26 protein-coding genes, 1 pseudogene and 3 riboswitches are annotated in these 23,517 nt (G+C 37.4%); of the genes and pseudogenes, 9 read left to right on the forward strand and 18 right to left on the reverse strand.

The window, feature by feature from the left end:
• Positions 1–86: 86 nt before the first annotated feature.
• Positions 87–189: riboswitch (TPP riboswitch) on the reverse strand.
• A gap of 74 nt (positions 190–263) precedes the next feature.
• The 4 genes from ACFOU2_RS10060 to ACFOU2_RS10075 form a co-directional block, all read right to left on the reverse strand.
• A complete protein-coding gene (locus ACFOU2_RS10060; protein ID WP_377914710.1) occupies positions 264–578 on the reverse strand; it encodes a YbjQ family protein in 315 nt (104 codons plus the stop codon).
• A complete protein-coding gene (locus ACFOU2_RS10065; RefSeq protein ID WP_377914712.1) occupies positions 559–762 on the reverse strand; it encodes a hypothetical protein in 204 nt (67 codons plus the stop codon). Before ACFOU2_RS10065 ends, ACFOU2_RS10060 begins: the two co-directional genes overlap by 20 nt.
• Positions 763–901: 139 nt before the next feature.
• Positions 902–1,216: a DMT family transporter gene (locus ACFOU2_RS10070; protein ID WP_377914714.1), complete on the reverse strand. Its 315-nt coding sequence runs from the start codon at positions 1,214–1,216 to the stop codon at positions 902–904.
• Positions 1,216–1,563, reverse strand: a complete 348-nt coding sequence (locus ACFOU2_RS10075) for a DMT family transporter (RefSeq protein WP_377914716.1) — start codon at positions 1,561–1,563, stop codon at positions 1,216–1,218. Before ACFOU2_RS10075 ends, ACFOU2_RS10070 begins: the two co-directional genes overlap by 1 nt.
• Positions 1,564–1,639: 76 nt before the next feature.
• Positions 1,640–1,736, reverse strand: a riboswitch (guanidine-I (ykkC/yxkD leader).
• A 229-nt stretch (positions 1,737–1,965) separates the two neighbouring features.
• Here ACFOU2_RS10075 and ACFOU2_RS10080 point away from each other — a divergent pair.
• Together ACFOU2_RS10080 and ACFOU2_RS10085 are read left to right on the forward strand one after the other, a co-directional pair.
• Positions 1,966–2,445, forward strand: coding sequence for a nucleoside deaminase (locus tag ACFOU2_RS10080; protein WP_377914718.1), 480 nt, complete (start codon positions 1,966–1,968; stop codon positions 2,443–2,445).
• 576 nt (positions 2,446–3,021) lie between these two features.
• On the forward strand, positions 3,022–4,170 hold the full coding sequence (locus tag ACFOU2_RS10085; RefSeq protein ID WP_377914720.1) for a C40 family peptidase: 1,149 nt from the start codon (positions 3,022–3,024) through the stop codon (positions 4,168–4,170).
• A 360-nt stretch (positions 4,171–4,530) separates the two neighbouring features.
• Here the strand turns inward: ACFOU2_RS10085 and ACFOU2_RS10090 are convergent, their stop codons facing one another.
• Entirely contained in the window at positions 4,531–4,872 is a 342-nt protein-coding gene (locus ACFOU2_RS10090; RefSeq protein ID WP_377914722.1) for a 2Fe-2S iron-sulfur cluster-binding protein, read from the reverse strand.
• Between the two features lie 105 nt (positions 4,873–4,977).
• Between ACFOU2_RS10090 and ACFOU2_RS10095 the strand changes: the two genes are divergently transcribed.
• Positions 4,978–5,442, forward strand: coding sequence for a hypothetical protein (locus ACFOU2_RS10095; protein ID WP_377914724.1), 465 nt, complete (start codon positions 4,978–4,980; stop codon positions 5,440–5,442).
• A gap of 37 nt (positions 5,443–5,479) precedes the next feature.
• Here the strand turns inward: ACFOU2_RS10095 and ACFOU2_RS10100 are convergent, their stop codons facing one another.
• The 6 genes from ACFOU2_RS10100 to ACFOU2_RS10125 all read right to left on the reverse strand — a co-directional run bounded on the left by ACFOU2_RS10100 (position 5,480) and on the right by ACFOU2_RS10125 (position 12,153).
• The gene (locus ACFOU2_RS10100) at positions 5,480–6,331 is read right to left on the reverse strand and encodes a family 1 encapsulin nanocompartment shell protein (RefSeq protein WP_377914726.1); all 852 of its coding nucleotides are present in this window, start codon (positions 6,329–6,331) and stop codon (positions 5,480–5,482) included.
• 13 nt (positions 6,332–6,344) lie between these two features.
• A complete protein-coding gene (locus ACFOU2_RS10105) occupies positions 6,345–6,932 on the reverse strand; it encodes an IMEF encapsulin system ferritin-like cargo protein (RefSeq protein WP_377914728.1) in 588 nt (195 codons plus the stop codon).
• A gap of 324 nt (positions 6,933–7,256) precedes the next feature.
• Positions 7,257–8,414, reverse strand: coding sequence for a cation:proton antiporter (locus ACFOU2_RS10110; RefSeq protein WP_377914730.1), 1,158 nt, complete (start codon positions 8,412–8,414; stop codon positions 7,257–7,259).
• Between the two features lie 212 nt (positions 8,415–8,626).
• Positions 8,627–9,247, reverse strand: coding sequence for a diguanylate cyclase domain-containing protein (locus tag ACFOU2_RS10115; protein ID WP_377914896.1), 621 nt, complete (start codon positions 9,245–9,247; stop codon positions 8,627–8,629).
• Complete coding sequence (locus ACFOU2_RS10120) at positions 9,213–10,313, reverse strand: PAS domain-containing protein (RefSeq protein WP_377914732.1); 1,101 nt, start codon at positions 10,311–10,313, stop codon at positions 9,213–9,215. The genes ACFOU2_RS10115 and ACFOU2_RS10120 overlap by 35 nt, the downstream gene beginning before the upstream one ends.
• A 13-nt stretch (positions 10,314–10,326) precedes the next feature.
• A riboswitch (cyclic di-GMP riboswitch) is annotated at positions 10,327–10,411 on the reverse strand.
• Positions 10,412–10,686: 275 nt separating this feature from the next.
• On the reverse strand, positions 10,687–12,153 hold the full coding sequence (locus ACFOU2_RS10125; protein ID WP_377914735.1) for a putative bifunctional diguanylate cyclase/phosphodiesterase: 1,467 nt from the start codon (positions 12,151–12,153) through the stop codon (positions 10,687–10,689).
• Positions 12,154–13,000: 847 nt separating this feature from the next.
• Here ACFOU2_RS10125 and ACFOU2_RS10130 point away from each other — a divergent pair.
• Complete coding sequence (locus ACFOU2_RS10130) at positions 13,001–13,750, forward strand: MBL fold metallo-hydrolase (RefSeq protein WP_377914737.1); 750 nt, start codon at positions 13,001–13,003, stop codon at positions 13,748–13,750.
• A gap of 88 nt (positions 13,751–13,838) precedes the next feature.
• Here the strand turns inward: ACFOU2_RS10130 and ACFOU2_RS10135 are convergent, their stop codons facing one another.
• Positions 13,839–14,576, reverse strand: a complete 738-nt coding sequence (locus tag ACFOU2_RS10135) for an SDR family oxidoreductase (protein WP_377914739.1) — start codon at positions 14,574–14,576, stop codon at positions 13,839–13,841.
• 132 nt (positions 14,577–14,708) lie between these two features.
• Positions 14,709–14,972, reverse strand: coding sequence for an Atu4866 domain-containing protein (locus tag ACFOU2_RS10140; protein WP_377914741.1), 264 nt, complete (start codon positions 14,970–14,972; stop codon positions 14,709–14,711).
• Positions 14,973–15,320: 348 nt separating this feature from the next.
• On the opposite strand from ACFOU2_RS10140, the gene ACFOU2_RS10145 reads away from it, so the two are divergent.
• On the forward strand, positions 15,321–15,797 hold the full coding sequence (locus ACFOU2_RS10145) for an AraC family transcriptional regulator (protein WP_377914743.1): 477 nt from the start codon (positions 15,321–15,323) through the stop codon (positions 15,795–15,797).
• A 225-nt stretch (positions 15,798–16,022) separates the two neighbouring features.
• On the opposite strand, the gene ACFOU2_RS10150 is transcribed toward ACFOU2_RS10145, so the two are convergent.
• From ACFOU2_RS10150 to ACFOU2_RS10160, 3 genes are all read right to left on the reverse strand, one after another.
• Positions 16,023–16,649 carry an FMN-dependent NADH-azoreductase gene (locus tag ACFOU2_RS10150; RefSeq protein ID WP_377914745.1) on the reverse strand — a complete coding sequence of 209 codons (627 nt, stop codon included), beginning with the start codon at positions 16,647–16,649 and terminating at the stop codon, positions 16,023–16,025.
• Positions 16,650–16,723: 74 nt separating this feature from the next.
• Positions 16,724–17,158: a MarR family winged helix-turn-helix transcriptional regulator gene (locus tag ACFOU2_RS10155; protein ID WP_377914747.1), complete on the reverse strand. Its 435-nt coding sequence runs from the start codon at positions 17,156–17,158 to the stop codon at positions 16,724–16,726.
• Positions 17,159–17,350: 192 nt separating this feature from the next.
• Complete coding sequence (locus ACFOU2_RS10160) at positions 17,351–17,761, reverse strand: DoxX family protein (RefSeq protein WP_377914749.1); 411 nt, start codon at positions 17,759–17,761, stop codon at positions 17,351–17,353.
• Positions 17,762–18,028: 267 nt separating this feature from the next.
• Here ACFOU2_RS10160 and ACFOU2_RS10165 point away from each other — a divergent pair, with 267 nt between their 5' ends.
• Positions 18,029–18,352: a YnfA family protein gene (locus ACFOU2_RS10165; protein ID WP_377914751.1), complete on the forward strand. Its 324-nt coding sequence runs from the start codon at positions 18,029–18,031 to the stop codon at positions 18,350–18,352.
• A gap of 137 nt (positions 18,353–18,489) precedes the next feature.
• Here the strand turns inward: ACFOU2_RS10165 and ACFOU2_RS10170 are convergent, their stop codons facing one another.
• The gene (locus ACFOU2_RS10170) at positions 18,490–18,636 is read right to left on the reverse strand and encodes a hypothetical protein (protein ID WP_377914753.1); all 147 of its coding nucleotides are present in this window, start codon (positions 18,634–18,636) and stop codon (positions 18,490–18,492) included.
• Between the two features lie 143 nt (positions 18,637–18,779).
• On the opposite strand from ACFOU2_RS10170, the pseudogene ACFOU2_RS10175 reads away from it, so the two are divergent.
• Positions 18,780–19,507: pseudogene (locus tag ACFOU2_RS10175) on the forward strand (glycoside hydrolase family 66 protein).
• A gap of 308 nt (positions 19,508–19,815) precedes the next feature.
• Here ACFOU2_RS10175 and dhaK read toward each other — a convergent pair.
• Positions 19,816–21,573: a dihydroxyacetone kinase subunit DhaK gene (dhaK, locus tag ACFOU2_RS10180; RefSeq protein ID WP_377914755.1), complete on the reverse strand. Its 1,758-nt coding sequence runs from the start codon at positions 21,571–21,573 to the stop codon at positions 19,816–19,818.
• Positions 21,574–21,904: 331 nt separating this feature from the next.
• On the opposite strand from dhaK, the gene dhaS reads away from it, so the two are divergent.
• On the forward strand, positions 21,905–22,489 hold the full coding sequence (gene dhaS / locus ACFOU2_RS10185; protein WP_377914756.1) for a dihydroxyacetone kinase transcriptional activator DhaS: 585 nt from the start codon (positions 21,905–21,907) through the stop codon (positions 22,487–22,489).
• The gene (gene dhaQ, locus ACFOU2_RS10190; RefSeq protein ID WP_377914758.1) at positions 22,486–23,484 is read left to right on the forward strand and encodes a DhaKLM operon coactivator DhaQ; all 999 of its coding nucleotides are present in this window, start codon (positions 22,486–22,488) and stop codon (positions 23,482–23,484) included. Before dhaS ends, dhaQ begins: the two co-directional genes overlap by 4 nt.
• The last annotated feature ends 33 nt before the right edge of the window (positions 23,485–23,517 follow it).

Below are 23,517 nucleotides of genomic sequence, written 5' to 3' on the forward strand. Positions count from 1 at the left end.
CACCAGAGCTTAACGACCGTTAGAGCGGGACAAAATAAAAACCCACTCTGCACGCAGAGTGGGTTAAATATAACAACTACAACAATATCGTTACGCCACCACTTCCCTACGCTGGTATAATCCAGATCAGGTTCAAAGGGTCCGGAAGTATTTCCGTCTCAGCCCATAAGGACTCCCCTAGTGAATTTTCGGATTATTTGGTTTTTACGATTTTAGTATAACACACTTGATTTTTTTTACAACCAGTAAATATGCAAACGAACTTACTCAACATAGACAGCTGTGCCATAAGCTATAATTTCCGAAGCATTTTGCATCACACTAGATGTTTCCAGCCTTATCGCAATAATAGCGTTTGCTCCTTTGTGCTGCGCATCCTCCACCATACGTCCGATTGCTTGCTGACGGGCTTCATCCATCATCTCCGTATACTCTTTAATTTCTCCTCCTACAATCGTCTTTAAGCCTGCCATAATATCTTTACCGATATGTTTTGACTGCACGGTACTTCCTTTTACAAAACCTTTTAACTCTTTAATTTCTTTTCCCGGCACGAAATCAGTAGTCACGATAATCATGTTCATCTTCCTCCTTCTTTTCTTTTTTCCGTTCTATCATTAGAACAACTAATAACAATACTAATCCTATTCCATAGATGATAAAAAATCCCAACGCTTTTTGTTTATCGATAAAAAGCAACACGATGCCTGCCAATTGCCCAACGATGGCTATGATGAAAAAGATATATTTAAGTAACTGCACAACATGCTCCTTTTCCAGTTATGATACCTTTTATGTATTTCTTCCCCTTTTATGTCATATCCTTCTATTATTCATGTTTTTTATATTTATTGGTTATGCTAATGAACAACGATGGAGGCTTAACTTAACCGCACTCATATCAAGAAACCAATTTTAACCCTATAGCCGTAGCAAGAATTAATCCGATAAAGAAAATACGGCGCCGATCTTTAGATTCCCCGTATTGCACCATCCCTAAAATCGCACCGCCTGATGCCCCTATTCCTGTCCAAATCGCATAGGCCGTTCCCATCGGCAACGTCTTCATGGCAAGCGACAGAAAGAAAAAGCTTGCGGCAAATCCGGTGAGTAACATTATAAGCGATATACTGCTGCGATCTTGATGCCATTTATTAATCATCGTAACTCCAATCATTTCAAACATTCCTGCCAATACAACATACAACCAAGCCATTATGATTCATCTCCTTCCGAACACGACTGCGGCTCTTTCGTCACCAGTTTCAATCCCACCACTCCAATAAGCAGTAAAAGAATAAAAAACACTTTCGCCAATTTAAAAGGCTCCCCGAAAAACACAATCTCGGCAAAAACGGTACCTGCTGTTCCCATTCCAACGAATACCGCATATACAGTCCCTATCGGCAATGTCCGGCCAGCCATAATCATCATATAAAAGCTAATAAAAATGGAAATCACCGTTCCAATCCATTCCCATACGTTATCAGCATGCTTTAACCCTATCACCCAAAACACTTCAAAAAAGGCTGCGATGAAGACTTTTAACCAGTTCGAATTCATTTTCATTCTCCTTTCTGATCCTTCTTAGTATTTGCCAAAAAACATAAAAAGCCCGGGAGATCATCATTCAAACGATATCTCCCGGGCTTTTATCCCTCCGTGTAACACAGTAACTGTGCGTTTTCTCTCGGACCAGACCAGCCATCAACTGCGGAACCCTAGAAAACTTCTGCCGTGTTTTCTTGTCACTTCATTTTTAAGCCATTTTAGAAGAATTGTCAATATATTTTATTCCCAGTGAATATATCTATCAACAAGGAGGCCCTAACAAAAAAGTTTATTCGCTCACCCGCGAAGGAAAAAAAGAATGGATCAGCTGGATGATTGAGAAAGAATCCATAAGGAGGGACATTTCGTAAGCCGGCTGCCGCTTATCATCTCATATAAAGGAGAGAAGAAACAATGAGTAACCATCAACACTTTCTTAACCTAGCTTTGAAACTAGCGGCTGAAAATGCAAGGAATGGAACCGGGGGACCATTCGGAGCCGTTATTGTTCGAGATGGCAAAATTATCGGAACGGGGGCCAATCAAGTAACAACCTCAAACGATCCTACTGCCCATGCAGAAATTCAAGCGATCCGCCACACTTGCCATACCCTTTCAACCTTTCAGCTGCAAGACTGTATCCTCTACACAAGCAGCGAACCATGCCCTATGTGCATGAGTGCCATTTACTGGGCTAGAATCAAGGAAGTTTATTATTATCATAACCGCACCAGAGCGTCCGCCATTGGATTTGATGATGATTTTATTTACCATGAAATTCCTAAGTCCCCCGGCGAGAGAAGCATCTCGGCGAAACAGGTTTCATTTTCTATTTCTGCCGAAGAAGATCCTTTTTACCTCTGGAAAACGAATCCTAATGTTGTTCATTACTAGTTTCTATTGCGCGTCAGAATGATTGTGCGCCTATAGTACTAAAGAAGGGCAAAAAGCTGTCAAACGACCGGGAGCTTTTTGTCCATTTTTCCAACTCATTGTATAATGCCTTTCTCTTATTAGTAAACAAAGTATATTCATTTTATTCCATCAATCAAAAATATATCCAATACTCTTGCACCCGCCCCCGTATGCCATTGTTTTTTCCAAAACATTTCACATCTCGTTCAAGGCTTTCACGCCCCTCCTTTAATCCCTATTTCCTGTTGTGAATAAATTCCTTTACTGACCACAATATACGAAAATCCCCCTGATTTCCGTACTGGTTAATTAATTTCACATGCCTTCCTATCTCTGATCGATCGAGATGACCTCTGATTTCTCCCATAGCATTATTATCGTACTATTAAATTTTTAAGTCAAAGGAAGCAGTATATCACAGACCGACAGCTACTATCTAACTATGTCGAAATTTGTAACAAAAATGTAACAATACTGAATATAAATTGTAATGTTTGATTGTTAGTATGTAAACATTGTTACGTCAGGTATAAAATGATTATGGAGGAAATTATTGTGAAAAAAATACTATATTCTGTTGCTCTTTGTTCGTCATTAACAGTATTACCAACGATCAGTCACGCCGCGCTAGGCGATCAAATATTAAAACAAGGCATGAAAAACAACGATGTACAAGAACTCCAAAATAAACTAAAGCAAAAGGGATATTTCAACCACACTTCGACAGGTTATTTCGGATCTTTAACGAAGAGTTCGGTACTTTCTTTCCAACGTGCCAACAACTTGGCAGCAGATGGAGTCGTCGGACCAAAAACTGTACAGGCTCTTGAACATTCATCCGCTTCCAGCCACTCTACTATTTTAAAATTGGGCATGAAAAGTAATGATGTAAAAGAAGTACAAACACTACTGAAGAAAAAGGGTTACTTTAAATCGACTGTTACTGGTTATTACGGCTTTATCACTAAAGATGCGGTAATGGCTTTTCAACGTGCCCATAACTTAACGGTGGATGGAATTGTGGGACCTAATACATATCGCGCTTTATTAGGTATGCAATCTACTTCTGCTGGTTCTCAAACGTCTGTAAGTACTAGTACGGTGTTAAAGCTCGGAATGAAAGGCACAGCGGTCCAACAGCTTCAACAAGCATTAAAAAATAAAGGATACTTCACCGCAAATGCAACTGGTTACTATGGATCTATTACTAAAAACGCCGTAATGGCCTTCCAACGTGCTAATCATTTAGCTGTGGATGGAATTGCCGGCCCTGCTACTCTAAGAGCATTATCATCAAATCAAGCCGTTTCTGCATCATCGCAAGTGGCTGGAGTTTCGAGCATGAGCGTGGCAAATGAAGTGGTCTCTCTTGCTAAGAAATTGATCGGCAGCCCGTACGTATGGGGCGGTACGTCTCCTAGCGGTTTTGACTGCAGCGGTTTCCTTAAATATGTATATGAAAAAGCAGGAATCGGCTTACCGCGTACAGTAGCAAGCATTTATGCAGCAGGAACGAAAGTAAGCAGTCCAAGTGTCGGAGATATTGTATTTTTTGAAACATATCAGCCCGGAGCTTCTCATGCTGGCATTTACATCGGTGGAGGGAACTTTATTCATGCTTCCTCTTCAAGAGGTGTTATGATTTCATCACTAAGCAATTCTTATTGGAGCCCTCGCTACCTAGGAAGCAAGTCGTTTTTTTAATAGATTAAAAGATTACAACGAGACTCGTTCTTTGTTTAACCGAAAATATTTTCTTTTAAACAAGTATTTATAAAAGGGACGGTGAAAAAAGGGGTCCTTCTTTTTTCACCGTCCCTTTTCAATTTGAGTTTATACACTTTTAAATGATTTTATTATAGCGGTAGCCGGAGAAGAAAAAAGCTTAACTTTTTATCACTTTTTCAATAAATCCTCAAATTTGCTGTATTGAGATCACCATGAATTAGAAGAATAGAGAATATTGTCCTCTAAAAAAGAAAAGCCCATAAGGATGCTGGCTTTTTCTCATGAACATGTGTACTTTCCGGCAAATTCTCCTTTATCGAATAGAGGACGATGGAATTATTTTATCTTGGCTTGACATGCCAAACGGAAATTCGCGTCCCTACACTTTTTTAGCTCAATTTCATTTGGCGGATGCAATAAATTATGTCCCTCAAGAATCTCGACAGCACACCTTCCGCATGTTCCTTTCCTGCATTTATAATCTAATGGGATATTTTGTTTTAATGCACTATCTAACAATAATTCGTTAGGGGCAGGGGTTAACTTAAATGATTGATTATTTTGCTTAATTTCAATAAAGGTTTTTATCGGATTCTTTTCCGGCTCAATGATCAAGTCTCCAACTTCGATTGAATATTTTCCTTGTATTAATGAACCTACTGTTAATTTTCTTTCCACTTAGCCTCCTCCTCTCACTCCATTTATTCCCATACCATTTTGAAAACGAATCTCATTTACAACACAATTGAGAACTGTTATCATATAAAAAAAGGGGGACAATCTATGGGGTATCAAATTAATGGATTAAGAGATATTAATGCTGTTTTAACTAATCATAGAAAAATTGGCGGGGTTATTGAAACCTCATTTATCCGCCTTCGCTCAGGAGAAAAGTATGAACATGCATGCATAGTCCATATTGATCATTTAGGTTCGAGCTATTATTCAATTGGATTCGTGACCACCAAAGGTGAAAAAGTCATTGTAAATGTAAATGAAATCAGTGTTATATCTTCACCGGAACATAAAAAAGTACTAGAATTAAAAAATTCAACTTATAAAGATACAATTACTAAAGAAAAATTAAAATACTTAACTCGTCTCTTTGAAATCCATCAAGGGAGTTACACCATCCATTTCCTTAAGGAAGTAAAAATGATTATTGATGACATCGGTTTTGATATCGAAGATCATGATTTATCTTTAAACATTTCCAGGATAGAGGCCAAGTTAAAGCACATCGCTTAAATTTCAATATAAACAGCAGTTGCTGTTTATATTGAAATTAGTCGCCATCCGGATCTTCTAACGTACAGATTGCAGTTGGACGCTTTATTCTCGGCACAATAGACTCATAAACACGGAAGATATGGTTCATATTTTCATCATCAAAAAATGTTGTTTGGAAGTCTACCGCTATCGCTAAGTCTATATTTTGCTTCCCTGAGTCAATAACTACACCTTTCCTGCCTTTAATCATAGGTGTTTGGTAAATGCCTGCAGTCATCAACTCTCTAATATGCTCAATTTCCAGCACATGTGTGCCTTCGTGAACCCTATGAATAAGGGCATATAATTCCGGTGAGAGCACTAATGCATAGGGACCTGTATGTCCTGATTGCAGCAATTTGTTTCGGGCTTCCACAACATCAGCAAAAGCATTCCCTGATTTCATCCAATCATTGCGTATATGGGCAATTTTTCCTTTTACATTCATAATTCCAGGAAGATTGAATTGAGCAGACCCATTAAAAATCAAATCATCTTCCAACAATGCACACTGCTGGGCAGCATTTGCGGCAGCTGAAAAATCAATAGGACTAGCGAGTTGCCTTGCTTGTTGAATATCACGCCAATACAAAATAAAATCCTTATATATAAACGGAATCGTTAAATGCACTCGACGTGTCGGCTCAGAAAGATCCAGTTTTTCACCATGAAAGCTGATTCCCCCATTTTCGGGTTCCTCATAAATATCATTTGCAACTGACTGGACCCCTTCTCCCAACGGCCCATATATGTCGATGAATCTTCTGCCTACTAGTTGTTGGCGGGCAGTTTCAATCACTGTTTGGTCTAACTCTCTCCATTGTTGATTATTCAATGGGGAATCAGAATAAATCACTGATTTATCCATGAGTCTTCCTCCTTTACACTCTTTTTAAATTGCCTACAGTTAAAGATGTTTTCAAAAAAACAGTTTGTTGAGGAGGAGTTTGACTGTCCTGGGTATAAGTCTCAATTTTTAGACTTTTCGATATATTTTCTTTCTCATCTGTAGGTACCGATGCTTCAAGGTGAACGGGCGTGTCCAATTCTTTGTTTAATTCTTCAAATGTATATTTTAATGTTTGATAATCCGTAGAAGTCATGTTTCTCAGTGGTTCAATTATTCCTTGATACTCAGTATCCTTGTAGTGAAAAAGTGACAAGTCCAGATGTTCCAAAAAATTATGTAAACCAAATTTTTCTAAGCTAATATCTTGTAATAAACGGAGGAATTCTCCATTTTCCTTAGAAAGAGTTGACTTATTTTGAATTTGTGAATGTAGCTTTGGCAATAACGCCTCTAATCGATCGAAGCGATGCTCTTCCTCTTCATAAATATGGTGCCAATATAAGCGTTCATGTTCATCTTTTGCTTGTTCAATAGTTGGAACCAAAATTTCCTTAAACGTATTCAATGCACCTTTGGATCGAAGTAAAATTTCTTGAACATTCATCAGATTTTCAATCAATAAAATCCCCTCCTATCTTTATTATTTTTGAGTCAACTTTTCCCTAAACATCTTTTCCATATTAAAATGAATATAAACCTCAAAAATAACAAAACATATAAGATTAAAGCTTGATTATGATTGACTCTTCTCCTTACTAAAAACCGGAAGATACAACTATTGGAAACGTGAAGAAGATTGGCTTACTCTATTGTTATGTTAACTAATAAAGCGGCAGCGATTAGCTGCCGCTTTATTAGTTAACTTATGCTGATTGTACAATATCATTTTCTCCCCTAAATTAATTAAACTTTTCCCTTCTTACCTTTTAATGACTTCATTTAGTCAACCAGCATTTTTTATATTTTCTACTTTAGATTTTGACTTAAAAAGCCATTTCATCATTGGTGGAGTTACAATCGTTGTCACAAGAATGACTACGACAATAACAGCAAACATATCTTGGCTCAATAGCTTAGTTTCTAAACCAATAGCTGCGATAATTAATGCTACTTCACCACGGGACACCATAGCTGAACCTATCCCCAACGAGCTATTCCAAGAGAATCCGGCCACTTTGGCACCGATTGCTGCACCGATTAATTTCGTAAGGATAGCTAAAATACTTAACAGAACAATAAGGCCTAAATTTTTAGTAATCCCACTAAACTGAGCAGCGACACCAATGGATGTAAAGAATACAGGAACAAAAATAGAATAACTGATCGTTTCCACCTTTTCGAAAACTTCGTGTTTGTAATCTGTTAAACTGATGGCTACTCCTGCTATATAAGCTCCGATAATCGCAGCAACCCCTGTGTATTCCGCTAGATAGGCATAAACAAAACAGATAATTAAAGCAGCGGAAATAACAGATTCAGTCACTCTTAATGGTGCAAATTTTTTCAAAAACCAGGGGACTACTTTCCACCCCACAAGGATGGCTCCTGCAAAAAATAATACTTTCTTTAATACGACCGTGCCTAAATTGACATCCCCGCCAGCTAGGCTCATTAAAAATGCCAAAGCAATGATGACTACAACATCATCAATAACGGCGGCCCCTAAAATGGTTGCCCCTTCACGGGATTTTAATTGATTCATCTCTTTAAGGGCTTGAACAGAGATACTTACACTGGTAGCTGAAAGTAATAACCCTAAAAACCAGGACTGTATAGCTGTAAGGTTCAACATCATTCCAGCGAAATATCCTAAAACAAGAGGAACAATAATCCCCCCAACACCTACAAAGGCGGAAGCTTTTCCAGTCCTTTTAAATTCATCAATGTCCGTTTCTAGTCCTGCAATAAACATAAGAAGTATGACACCGATTTGACTAAATTCTGTTAATGTTTCTGTCTCGGTCACCAATCCTAAAACTGACGGTCCCAGTACAATTCCAATCAGAAGTTTACCAAGAACTGAAGGCTGCCCCAATCTTACGCTTATGTCTCCTGCAATTTTAGAGGCAATTAAAATAATGGCTAATTGAAGTATTAACACCTAAATACCACCTTTCTCTATTTTATAATGTGTTTCAAGCTAAAAAATGAAAAAAGAGCCTGTCACCATAAGGACATACGTATCCCTTGGTGACAGGCTCCTCCAAAAAGTAAAATGATTCTCGATATGATAAGGCATCTGTTTATTTCTTATTTTATATACGATTAAAAGTCTAAAAGGTTTCATTTTATTATAGTTTTACTATCTACTCATTATAATTTATAAGTTTTAAAATTGTTTCTTCCATTCTTCTTCGCTTCGTATAAAGCGATATCCGCATATTTCATCAGTTCATTCTTTGTAATTCCATCTTTAGGATAAAAGGCAATTCCGATACTGGAAGTGGTTTGGAAGCTATATTCTCCAAGGTTCCAAGGTTCCTGAAGAGATGTAAGAATTCGTTCAGCTATTTGTAAATCCTCCTCCTCTCCCTGAATATTAGGAAGAAGGATAGTAAATTCATCTCCACCTTGTCGTGCAAAGGTATCGCTTTCTCGAAGACAACTTTGTATCCTCTTGGAGAATTGCTCGAGAAGTTCATCCCCTACATCGTGACCCAAGGTATCATTGATGTCTTTGAAGTTATCCATATCCATATCCATATACATGACTGCCATCTTACGCCTATATCGCTCTGCCTCTTTGATGGATTGTTTCAATCGTTCTTTAAATAGTCTCCGATTCGGTAAACCCGTCAACGCATCATGATACGCCATGTGGGTTAGTTTTTCTTCATACATTTTTCTTTCTGTAATTTCTCTTGATACCACAAGAAAATGCTTAAAATCACCTTCTTCATCAAAAACAGGAGTTGCTTTCGCCTCGAACCATATCCATGGTGATTCCTGTTACTTCTAAATCAATCACAGTCCCATCCAAACGTACTAATTTTTCTTCCGTAGGAGCAACAACCATGCCTATTCTTTCTACTTGCTTGATTCGATGTTCAATCAAACGAACGGAATCAGGATGAAAATAATCCATAATGGATTTACCTATCAACTCTTCTAATGACGATACTCCTATCAGTTTGATACAAGATGGATTGGCATATTGGATTCGTCCATTTTGATAAACGATGATGGGTTCAGGAGACAGTTCTACTAATCTTCGATAACGCTCTTCACTTTCTTTTAATGATAGTTCCAATTGTTTTTGTTTGGTAATATCTCTGGTAATACCCGAAATTCCCACAATGTTCCCGTTCGCATCTCGAATCGGGGAGAGGGTTAAGCTCACCTCAACGGGTGTCCCATCCTTTTTGATACAAGTCGTTTCAAATCCTTTGATATGTTTACCTAATTTCACTTGTTCCACCATGTCGTCTTGTTGAGAGAACCGATAGGAGGGGATAATGGGTAATCGATTTCCAATTAACTCCTCACGTTTCCATCCATAGATTTCTTCAAATGCAGGGTTTACATCCAGGACATTCCCATCCAAATCCAAGATGTCGATAGCATCACCAGTGGAGTTGAAAAGGGCTTTTACCCTTTCTTCCATCTGGTTTAAAGATGCTTTTGTTTTATGCAGCTCTGTCACGTCTTTCGCCACACCAAAAATACCGACAATTTCACCGCTGACCATCAAAGGTACGTTCTTTACCTGCAAATCGATAATTTCTCCACTTTTATGAATAGCCTGCGTTTCATACTCACAAGGAGTTCCTTGTAACGTTTGTGCAAAATACCGATTGGTTGCTTCTACATGTTCAGGAACGATGATATCTTGATAATGGATTCCTTGAACTTCTTCCTGCGAGTATCCAAATATCTTTGTTACCACTTGATTCACTTCCATGACTTTTCCATCCACGGAGAGAACAAAAATCGCATCAGGATGATATTCAATGATAGATTTATAGACTTCAATGGATGATTCACTCAATAACAAATTCATTTTTATTTTCTCCTTCGGCAACCCAGCTTTCATAATAATTCGCCTTAGACCTGTGGCTTTGCGTCCCTGACTTTCGTTCAGGTTTGCCATTTTTCGGTAGGTATTCTTCGCCTTAGCATACCTAATTCATGGATTGAAATAACTTTTTTCATCCCAATTCTACCTAAAAGTAAATATCAATGTGGTTCTGGTGCAAAAAGAATCAGATAGCAAAATCTAAATGAACATTAACTAATAAATGCGTCCGTTTTATTCGCAGTTAAATCCTTTATGGTGAACTTTTACGATGAAAACCATCTATAACGTTCGGTATTTACACTATATTTTTATGCGTATTTTGACAACATTGGAGGTTTGAACCAGAACCTTTTCTTTAACAATTTAATAAGGCAGGTTTTTTAAGCATCTGCTCCATTTCATGAGCTGGCAATGGCGGACTAAAGAAGTAGCCTTGAGCTTCATCACAGTGAATTCCTTGCAAAAAGGACACTTGCTGCTCCGTTTCCACTCCTTCCGCAATAATTAAAAAACTTAAATCTTTCCCCATTTCAATAATCTTTTGTACAATGGAGGTTGTATGGGGTTGGCTAGTGACGTCTTTTATAAAAGATCGATCAATCTTTATCTTATTAACGGGTAAATGGTTCAGAACACTTAACGAAGAGTAGCCTGTTCCAAAGTCATCGATGGAAACATTCACTCCCAATGCTCTTAGTTCATTAATGATATAGGTAGATTCTTTTATATCTTGCATGATTGATTCCGTAATTTCCAACTCAAGCAATCGGGGATCCATCCCTGTTTCCTCTAAAATTCGTTTTACCTTTCTGGTAAAATACGGAGATTTAAACTGGGCAACCGAAATATTAACAGCCATGCGTAAAGACGGCATTCCTTCTTGGCGCCATAATTGGCTTTGTTTGCATGCCGTTTCAAGAACCCAGTTTCCTATCGGGATAATCATGCCGTATTCCTCTGCCAATGGAATAAACTCCATCGGTGAAATCAGTCCTAATTCTGGATGGTTCCATCTTATTAAAGCTTCCACTCCGGTGATTTCACCTGTTCGTATATTCACTTGGGGTTGGTAATGAAGGATCAACTCGTTACAATCAATCGCTTTGCGTAGCCCCTGTTCTAATCTCATTTTTCTATAATGGTTTTTATGGGAATCAGCTGTATAAAAATGAAACGTATTTTTTCCTCGTTCTTTAGCACTATACATCGCCTGGTCGGCAGCTTTCACCAACGTTTCCGCATCAGTGCCATCTACCGGATATAAGCTAATCCCAATACTTGGAGAAGTGTAGAAAAATTCATTCCCCAATAAAAATGGACTAGAAAACCCATAAAGGATGCGTTCGGCAACTTCGACAATTTGAGTGTAATCTACATTTTCGAACAAAATAATAAACTCGTCCCCTCCTTGCCGGGCCACAATATCTTCCTCACGGACAGATTGGTTGAGTCTTTTCGTCACCTGCTTTAATAGCATGTCCCCCATCGCATGTCCCATCGTGTCATTAATGGTCTTAAACCCATCTAGATCAATATACATAATCGCAAGTTTACATTTAGTTCTTTTACCTCGTGCTATTGCTTTTTGAATATACTCATTTAACAAATAACGATTCGGTAATCCCGTCAACGAATCATGAAAGGCTAGTTTTTCCAGGGCTTTTGATTTCTCCTCTAAAATTTGATTCATGATTTTAAATTCCATTTTTTGATTATTAATCGCATTGAGTATAAGGTTCAATCCAACTATAGAGATTATTTTAATAAAAGTCATCTGCAGAAAGATTTGACCATCATGGACATCAATTCCCTGTTCTTTCACATATTCTCCAAATTCCCACGCGCCATGAAGAAACACCGAAACAAAACAAAGAATAATCCCGCCAGAAAGTCGTGAAAAATGAGTAAAAATATATATTGGTATAAGATGTAGACACCAGACTACTTCTAAAAATCCGTTAAAATAGTCATCTAATAGAAGTGGCATCAACATACAGACTATTGATATAAACCAAACTTTTAAAGGAACTTCCATAAACAAGGAAAATACATCTCCTTACCCTAAAGATTCTGCTAATAAATCAATACGAACTTATAATAACTGGGCACCGCAATTATGGCACTATGGGCTCAATTTCTCCGTTTAATTTATCTTTTTGACATAATCAGTCCCATCATTCGTTGCAAGGCAATTATCACATCCTATAATAATGTATAAATGGGTTTTTTTGTTGGTTTTTGTCGAATTTTAATGTATTTTTTTTGTAAATTTAAATACATAGCTCTACATTTAATGATTGTTGTCACTCCATATGGTGAATTTCTTTGCATGAAAACGAACCAGCGCAACGCTCAATCGTTTTACACGTTTCTTCGCTATACATTGGCACAATCGATAATATTCAAAGGTACATAAAAACTTTTCCATTCTCTAGTTTATTTATAATGAATACACTTACTATTCGACTTTTAATCATTAGATGCGTCATTAAAATTTTTTAAAGCGTATTGTTAAAAAATAGAATGAAATTGATTTTAAAAAAGCAAGTAAAGTTATTCAAAAAAAAATATATTTTATGTTATTATAATATATTTTAGCGTTGATTATGTAGGTGTTTGTGAGTATTATTATACTGGCATTAGAAATTAATACTTTCTGGAGGGATTTTATGTTAGTGAAAAATAATATTAAAATGTTAGAGCTTACAATGAATTCTATGGGAGAGGCTAATGTCATTCATCCTACCTTAATATGGGATGAAGAGAATATGATTTTAGTTGATACAGGTTTCCCTGGACAATTAAATGATATCCGTGAATGTATTGAAAAAGCAGGTGTTTCTTTTGAAAAACTTAATAAAATATTCATTACACATCAAGATATAGATCATATCGGGAGTTTACCCATAATTTTAGAAGAATCTCAAAATAAAATAGATGTATATGCTAGTGCAATTGAAAAACCATTTATCCAAGGTGAAAAAATGATTCTGAAAATTACACCTGAAGCGATATCCAAAGCTTTGGAATCCTTACCGCCTGAAATACCAGAAGATTTCCGTAATGCGTTCAAATTTAGATTAGAAAATCCACCAAAAGCGAAAGTTGACCATGTTATTAGGGGCGGAGAAGAGTTACCCTTTTGTGGTGGAATTATCGTGATAGATACACCTGGTCATACCCCAGGACATTTAAGTTTTTATCATAAAGCAAGTAAAACCCTAATAGCTGGAGATGCATTAATTGTAAATAACAGGGGATTATATCCATCTGATCCAAAATATACATTGGATATTGAAAAATCAATTAAATCAATCGAATTATTATCAACATTTGAAATAGAAAAAATTATTTGTTACCATGGTGGTTTATTTGATGACAATGTTCATGAACGTTTGCTTGAAATTATAAAGCTTTAATTCAATCAAATTAAGTTAGCAATGTTTTGGTGTAATCCATGTGCAACTAACGCATGCGTTAATTCAATTAAAACGGTATTTTAAAGCATCAATTGGCACTCGCGGTTGGTCGTACAATGATCTCGTTAACATCAACGTCCGCAGGTTGCTCAATCGCAAATAGGATCGTACGAGCAACAGCGTCCGGTGAAATCGCAATTTTCCGATACTCCTTCATCACCTGACGAGCTTCTTCATCCGAAATACTATCAGCGAGTTCTGATTCGGTTACCCCCGGTGAGACGATGGTTACGCGGATATCATCGCCAACTTCCATACGCAGCCCTTCAGAGATAGCCCGGACAGCGAATTTAGTGGCGCAATACACAGCCGCAGTAGGCGAAACGACGTGTCCGCCAATTGAGGAAATATTAATGAATTGACCAAATCCTTGTTCCTTCATAATCGGAAGCCCTGCTGCAATGCCGTGAAGAACGCCGCGAATGTTCACGTCGATCATACGATCCCATTCGTCAACCTTCAGAGCTTCAAGTTTTGAGAGCGGCATCACACCTGCGTTATTCACAATTACATCAACTCGTCCAAATGTGTTTTTCACATAGTTGATGAATTCTTCCATTTGATCCCTTTTGGTGACATCCAGTGCCCTATAATCGGCTGAGCCATCTTCTGAACGAATTGCGGATGTAAGAGCCTCTAGTTTTTCCGTGCGCCTTGCACCTAATACAACATGGGCACCGCTTTGGGCAAGAAGACGTGCCGTAGCTTCACCGATACCGCTGCTTGCCCCCGTAATTACTACTACTTTCCCTGCAATGTTAGACATGTTTTTTCCCCCTTAGATTTTCACATTTTTTCTCAAGCATCAAAAGGCAACCTGATTCTTCTTTGCATATACGAATCAACCTTTATGGCCTCCGATTGTTTCAGAGGCCAATACGAATTTTAGATTTGCGGGTTACTTTTTTTCTTCTCGATAGAGAACCATTCCCGCATGATAGAGAATTCCGTTTCGAAAATCGCCATCTGCAGTAAAACCAGTATCATCGACATAATCGATATGATTGCCTGTAATTGTGTAACTGCCTCGGTAAGCACTTTTTCTGTTGCCGCGAGCCTCATCGTAGCGGCCGTTAGGCAGGAGTTCATGACGGATGTACCCGTCTTTCGTGACCCACATACCGACATATGGATGTTGTTCTTTGCTTATTTGTTTCGCCATTTCGTTCTTCCCTTTTGTGTATTGTTTTTTACAACCGTTTCCCAATGTTTTGCGTGATATATGAGTTCATCTTTTTCACACACTATAGCAAAAGAGCTGAGAATAAATAAAAAATTGAATTTGCTTGTAAAAACATTCACGTTTATTTTCACCCGTTGATTGTTCTCCCTCCCGACTGATTGTTTTTGAGGACAGATTCATTATCGCGCAACCAGGACTTTATAAGGTAGCCAATTCGCGGAGAATCATTGCCTAATCCTCTAAATTTTCATAAAATGGGGCTATCCAAGATTGGAGAGGTCATACTCTATCGCAAGTATTCTTACATCGACGAAAGGAGTCAATATGATGGGAGAAAAAATGATGGATAATAGAGTCATGGAGCAGCAAAAGGAATTAGCGCAACGCATTGAACGATTTTGTGATGAAGATGGGGTTCACTCTACTGCTATTTCTTCGTTGCATTTCATTCGCGCTTCTCATAAATCAGAACCAATACATTCAATCCATGAGCCAGCCTTATGTATCGTCGCCCAAGGAACAAAACTAGTTATGCTGGCACAGGATGGCTATCAATATGATCCTGTTCATTATCTCGTTGTGTCTGTGGATCTGCCAATTTCAGGAGAAATAATCCAGGCGACACCAGAATCCCCGTACTTGTGTCTTCGATTAGATTTTGATCCGAAGCAAATCTTCGACATTATTAAGGAATCTGATCAAACATCGAGCAAAAAGGGAGATTCCCGACGAGGCTTGTTTGTAAGTAAAACGAATTCATTTCTGCTTGATGCCGTATTAAGACTTGTTCGTCTTTCGGAGTAGGGAAATGGAAACTTTCCATTATTGAATCTAAGCTATAACCAAGAGGTAGCATTTAATAAGGGATGCTGCTTTTCTTATGGAACGGGGCAGGATAGCTTAATAGCAATGTATAAAAAAGAGAGCTACATATAGCAAATAAAGTGCCATACGCAGCTCTCTAGAGAAAATAAAATAAAGATTATTTATTTACAAGAAAAGATTACTTAAAAAGGAAAGAAGTAAAAATTAGAACGTGTTTGCAACTGTAGCTGCTTTTTTAATTCCTTCTCCAATAATTTCTTCTGCTTTATCAGGGAATTGATTATGTCCTTCTACAATCACTGTTGTGATATCTTTTACACCCCAGAATCCCAAAGCTGCTGTTACAAAATTAACAGCCATTTCTAAGGATTTTGCAGGTCCTTCGGAATAGATGCCTCCTCGTGCATTTAAGAGGGCAACCTTTTTATCTTGAAGCAAACCAATTGGTCCTTCTTGTGTATAACGGAATGTTTTTCCTGCTTGGCTTAAATAATCAATATAAGTATGCAGTACGGCAGGAACGGTAAAATTCCAAAGTGGGAATGCAAATACGACTTTATCAGCAGAAAGGAATTGATTTAAGTATTTATTGACGAGATCGGTAGCTTCTTTTTCTTCCTGAGTTAGTTCGATGCCTCTTCCAAGTTTAAACATACCGTTAATCTTATCAGTATCATAATACGGTAAATTTTCTTTAAAAAGATCAAGTTCTATGATCTCATCCTGTGGATGGGATTCCTTATAACTGTTAAGGAATGCTTCATATAATTTTACACTAACTGCTTGCTCAATTGGACGAGAATTTGCTTTAATAAAAAGAACTTTTGCCACTGTTCATTCCCCCATTTATTTGTTTTGTAATTAGTTGTTATAGCAACTTCATTGCGAAAAAAATGCCTTGTGTCCTATTCGACATTGGCACGCATCTTGGCAAGTATTCTTCTAACTTCTATAAGCTCTTCATTTGAAATTCCTTTACATACCAACTCATTAAATTCTTCAGTAATAGGAATAATGAGATCACCAAGTTTTTTTCCTTCATCAGTAAGATAAACTCTTGATAAACGCCGGTCTTCTTCACCACTTACTCTTTGAATAAATCCCTTTTGTTCAAGATTATAAACCATACGAGCAATATTCGTTTTATCTTTACCTAACTTTTTGGCAATTTCATTTTGAGTTAGACCATCTTGCTCCCAAAGAACCATCATAATCAAATTTTGTTCTGGAGCCAGATTGTTAGGAGCTAATTTGTTTTTAATATGATTTGTAAGGGTTAAATCTGTCTGATGAATAAAAATGCTTATATAATCACTTAAAGATAATTTCAAATAACCCACCTCTAATATGTTGCTATAACAACTTTTGTTATAGAGACATTATAAAACCAAATTTTTTCAAATGTCAAACATACAGCCAATCTCGAGAACCATTTAGGTTCTAGTGTAGATCTTGCTTAACTAAAATCCCCAACCAAAAAAGGATAGAAAAAGCGTGTGCTTTCTCTATTCTGCCCTGAAGTTTATTTAAATTTACCAAAACTTGATGTTAAAAACTGAATCTAGAGATAAAGAACCAGGACCTGTCAACATAAATCCTAATGCAATGGCGATTAATACCAAATTATATTCAATACCACCTTTGTCTGAAAACAAGCCATTTTTCCCGTGTACAGTTATAATGGCAACAATCATTGGGATTATGATTAATATAGCAGCCAAAGGCGTTAGGAATCCTAATACAAATAAGATTCCCCCAACAAATTCACCTATTCCAGCCAATAAAGCCATAGTTGTACCTGGTTTTATACCAATTTGTTCAAAGAACGCACCCGTTGCTTTAGGACCACCACCTCCAAACCATCCAAATGCTTTCATAGACCCATGTGCGGCATAGTATAGACCAACAACAAGTCGGATAATTAAAAAACCAACAGCTTCCATAATAAAAACCTCCATATTGTATTTTTAATTAGGTTGCTATAACAACCATATGAATTGAAGATGTTTTCTATCTTAGCATAAAGTAGTTGCTAATACAACTAAATACTTACTTAAATTTAACTTATATATTTTTCCGGACAAGCTGAACTCCCTTGGCGCCCAAGGGGGTTATTCTTGTTCAAGTTTTGGTAAGAACTATTATGTTAACTTGACATGAATATGATATACACTTAAGAATGAATCGACTAAATGCGGAGTGATACTAGAATGATAAAGGCTATAGTAGTATTTATCCTTGCTGGATTAGGTGAAATCGGTGGGGGATATCTGATTTGGCAATGGTTACGTGAAGGAAAAACAGGATGGTTAGGTTTGATTGGAGGAATCCTTTTATTTTTATATGGTGTAGTGGCGACATTACAAGTGTTTCCTAGTTTTGGCCGTGTATATGCTGCTTATGGTGGAGTATTTATTATCATGAGCTTATTTTGGGGTTGGTGGATAGATAAAAAAACACCAGATTCATATGATTGGATTGGAGGATTAATCTGTTTAATCGGTGTAATGGTTATGTTATGGCCAAGGAGTTAACTTCCTGGTTTTAGTGTTATGTTAACTAAAGATGAATATGGTTCTGGTGTAAAAATCTTAGACTTATTGTAAGTAATGAAAAAACGGGTTGGACTCCAACCCGTTTGCTTTTAGTCCGGCGATGCCGGTCAACTGTACTATTTAATTTTTACAGCATGGCTTTCGTTTACAGGAATTTTGACATACAGAACTTTTTCTCCCGCATCGAAGTAGTAGCTTCTTTCTTGTTGGTTCAGTTCTTCCATGCTGCCTGCTTTAACATATTTATTGTTAGCGGCTTGCACTTCCTTCGGTGCCTCTGCATCATGCAGTTTTAGTGTGTAGAACTTAATGTTGGACGCAAAGTTTTGAGTCTTTTTTTCCTGCTTGAACTCGATAAAATTACCTTTTTTTTCACTCGGAAGTCGGTAACATTGAATTCTCCTTTTTGGAAAACAATGAGCCTGCAGCCCATTGGGAGGACATTTCCAATCGCCCTACCTCGCTACAGACGATTAAAACATATATCGATTTAGCCCACGAACGAAACATGAAAACGATGGCGTATAACCTCTTATACGGCGCTTTTGCGGAAGCTGAAAAAGATGGCGTCAAAACAGAATGGCGTTTATTCAAAAATCAGCAGAAAAATGCTCACGACTACCATCCTTTACCTGATGAGTGGAAAAGTGACGTGTTTCTAGTCAATCCGGCTTATGCTGAATGGCAAACATATTTAATTAATCAACAAAAAAAGTGTACGAGTCTCTTCCTTTTGACGGCTGGCATATTGATCAACTTGGTCCACGAGGAAATGTATATGACTATAATGGGAATCCAGTAGCATTGGACGAGTCCTTCCAATCGTTTATAGCAAATGCAAAAACAAAAATGCCGGATAAACGTTTAGTCATGAATGCCGTAAACCAATATGGACAAAAACAACTTGATGAATCTCCTGTTGATTTCTTATATACGGAAGTATGGGATTCATACAAATATTATAGCGATTTAAAACGTATCATTGATGAGAACAATCAATACTCAAAAGGAAAATATAATACGGTCTTAGCCGCTTATATGAATTATGAGTTTTCCAATCAGCCGGGAACATTTAACACACCTGGTGTTTTACTAGTTTTCGAACTTATGGATTATCATTTTTTACATTCATAAAAGTACAATGGAGCTCTTCACTTCCTCTAACAAGGTTTATGAGTCTAAAAAGCTTTATAACAACAATAAGCGACCTTGTTCATTCTTACCAGAATAACAAGATCGCTTATACTGTTTTCTTTATTCATTCAAAGTTTTACTTGAGGGAAAGGCCAAACTACTAGGTTTTACTTTGCTAGTGTGGTACCTAAATCATTATTTAAGATTATTTTGATATTTTTACCTAAATGGATTCTAATCATAATACCTATGAACATGATTATTAGAAAAGAATATTAAGGGTCGGCAAAATATCCGAAACAATCAACTTATTTTAGAGAATGTGAGAGCTCAGTGAAAATCACTCCTAGACCGTAAGCCCCTGCGTCAGGATAACCTAGGCTTCTTTCTCCTACCGTACCAGCACGTCCCATTCGAGCCACGATTCCCTTTGTTTTTTCTGCCCCTTCGACAGCAGCCGCCGCTCCTTTTTCAAATGCAGTCTTAAAGTTTTCGCCCGCTGCTGCGCTTTCTAACCATGAATTAACACAAGGTACTAGTGCATCCACGAGGGTTTTATCGCCCACCACTGCTCCCCTTCCAAATGAGCGCTCTCCAGTGGCCTGTATACCTTTAACAGCTGCCTGCAGCATGTCTGCAAACTCTCCGACAGATAATTCAAGTTTCCCGTCAGCAGCTTTACCAGCAGCACGGAAGGCCGAACCCCAAATTGGACCAGACGCACCTCCGCAATATTCCATGATGACCATTGAACAATCATTTAGAAAAGTTCCGATATTCATTTGAGGCTGACTTAGTATTCCGCTCCACTCTCGCTTTAATTGCTTGAATCCTTTGGCGACGCTCATACCAAAATCTCCATCACCAGCATGCGAGTCCAGTTCACAGAATGGTACTTCATTCTTGATAATTACTTCGCTCATTTTATCGACAAGATAGATCATGTTATCTAAGGAAAATACATCATCTTTGATTACAGCATATTCTTCCCTTGTCTCTGTCTCAAAAGAAACAGGCTTTACTTCATCGTTATCAAAAATATCGACGTACTCTACACTCTCTACTGGCCCTTCCACTTTGAATGCTGGAGTTTTACATTCTCTAGATAACAACGTCTTGAGTTCTTCGTCCAGTTTCATCACTGTCAACGAAACTCCTGCCATATCAATGCTCGTCATGTAATTGCCGACAAAGGTTCGGCAAATTTTAATATTTCTGCGATGCATTTCTCGGATAACCGAATTATTAAAAAGATAGAGTTCTTGTAAAGGAGTTGAACCAAAGCCATTTACTAGTATGGCAATTTCCGCTGTTCCATCGCCATCTATTCCTAAATCCTTCAGAAGATCATTAGTCATTCGTTCTGCCAGTTCATCAGCAGAGATCATTTTTTCCCTTCTGATTCCTGGCTCTCCATGAATACCGACACCGTATTCGATCTCGTCCTCCCCTAACGTGAAAGTAGGTGATCCTTTAGCGGGAACCGTACAGGAAGTAAGTGCTACACCAATGCTTCGTACATTTGCGGCTGCTTTTTCCGCTACTTCTTTGACCTGCATTAGGTCCCTGCCTTCTTCTGCCGCAGCTCCAGCGATTTTATGAACCAACACAGTTCCTGCGACACCGCGGCGTCCTACGGAGTACAGACTGTCTTCTACTGCGATATCGTCATCCACCCGGACGTATTCTACCTGAATGCCATCTTCTGATGCTAATGCCGCACCATTTTTAAAGTTCATCATATCTCCACTGTAATTTTTTATAATCATTAGAACGCCTTTGTGACCAGTAGTTGCTTTGATCGCCTGATACACTTGTATCTGAGATGGAGAAGCAAATACATCCCCGCATACTGCAGCATCCAACATTCCTTTCCCCACAAACCCCGCATGTGCCGGTTCATGTCCGCTGCCGCCACCGCTGATTAAGCTTACTTTGTTTTCGTCAATTGCTTTCTTCTTTATAATTTTATATTTTTTCAGAAACTCCAGTTCCGGATGAGCCATGACCATTCCGTTGCACATTTCCATTACGAGATTCTCGGGTTTGTTAATGATTTTTTTCATTTGTGTTGCCCCCTCATTTTTTAAATTTCTTACGGATTTGTGTTTAATAGTTTTCATACGGATTTAATAAAATTCTTTTTGGACGTTATTTTATAACTCAATTATAACGATATAGTTGATTTACATAGGCTTTTCATCAATCCATACGATCATGCTAAAGAATGTTTGATAATGGACGAAATCCTATTTAAATATTATTTTCAATAACTATATTAAAATGTAAGCGTTTTACAGTAAACGGACAAAAACATTCATCTGTCAAAAATGATCATGTTTATTTAATAATAGATTTTGATATTATAGAATTAATATTGTGGCAAGGATGGTTTGAATGACCTCATCTATCATTACAAAAAAAATTATTGCTAAATCATTAAAAAACTTAATGGAAACCGAATCTTTTCATAAAATTTCGGTGAGCGACATAATGTTAGACTGTCAAATGCGAAGGCAAACTTTTTACTATCATTTTCAAGATAAATATGAATTACTAGGTTGGATATATAAAGAAGAAACTAAGGAGAATATTACTGACTTTATTGAATATGAGAAGTGGGAGAATATTTTCAATCAGTTATTTGAGTATTTTTACCAAAATCAACGATTTTATCGAAATGCGTTTAAAGTAGTAGAGCAAAATTCATTTAACGAGTATTTATTTGAGCATACAAAGAACTTATATAACAAGATTATCGACGAACTATTAGTTGGCAGTGGATTAGTTGTTTCTGAAGAAGGAAAAAGTTTAATTGCCTCTTTTTATAGTCATGGGTTTGTGGGAACTATAAAAGATTGGATCGAGAATGCTTGCATTGTCGATTCGTCTATTATGTCGTCCTTGATGAAAAATATGATTAATGATCAGTTATTACTATCACTGCAGCAATCAGCAAATAACAAGGTGGAGAAATTATGAAAAAAATTACCAATGATGTTCAAAATGTTGTCTGGGACATGTTACATGGTTTTTATTTTGAACATAAAGATAGGATTTCTTATGACTCCAAACACAATATTATTTATCGGAAAGACCTAGCAGAAATTCAACAAGACGTTGTTATCTTAAGCGGTGGTGGGAGTGGCCACGAACCAGCACATTTCGGTTATGTTGGAGAAGGAATGCTCTCCATAGCGGTTAGTGGACAAATTTTTATTCCGCCAACACCAGAACAAATATTAGCCGCCATTCGTATGGTAGATAAAAATAAGAGTGTCCTATTAATTATCAAAAATTTCAAAGCAGACGTTGATTGTTTTTTAGCTGCTGAATCCATTGCAAAAAAAGAAGGTAGGTCTGTTGATCATGTCATTGTTAACGATGATGTTTCCATTGAAGATGACGTAACCTTTAACAAAAGAAAACGAGGAGTAGCTGGCACCATTTTTGTTCAAAAAATCCTTGGTGCAGCAGCAACTGAAGGTTATTCTTTGCAGCAATTAAAGGAGATTGGCTCTTCTGTAATTAGTAATCTACACACATTAGGCGTTGCGCTAACCCCTGCAAACAACCCAACTCAAAAAGAGGTTTCATTTACTTTAGAAAATAACGAAGTTTATTATGGAATCGGAATTCATGGCGAGAAAGGATATCGCAAAGAGACTTTCGTTTCATCTGAAAAACTGGCTATTGAATTAATGAATAAGCTCAAGAGTATTTATCGTTGGAAAAAAGGAGATAAGTTTGCCATACTAATCAATGGATTAGGCGCAACACCAACAATGGAACAGTATATTTTTGCAAATGACATTAGGCGTTTAGCCCAACTAGAAAGCATCGATGTTAGATTTTTTAAAGTCGGCTCACACCTGACGTCCATTGATATGAAAGGTATTTCATTAAGTTTACTAAAAATAGAAGATCCAAACTGGGAGAAATGGTTAAAAGCAGATGTTCGTGTATCAAGCTGGTAGTATTTAACGAAAGGGATTGCTCGTGCTTCTTTA

It is taken from the genome of Bacillus songklensis (assembly GCF_042649685.1).
Lineage (GTDB): Bacteria > Bacillota > Bacilli > Bacillales > Bacillaceae_H > Bacillus_BA > Bacillus_BA songklensis.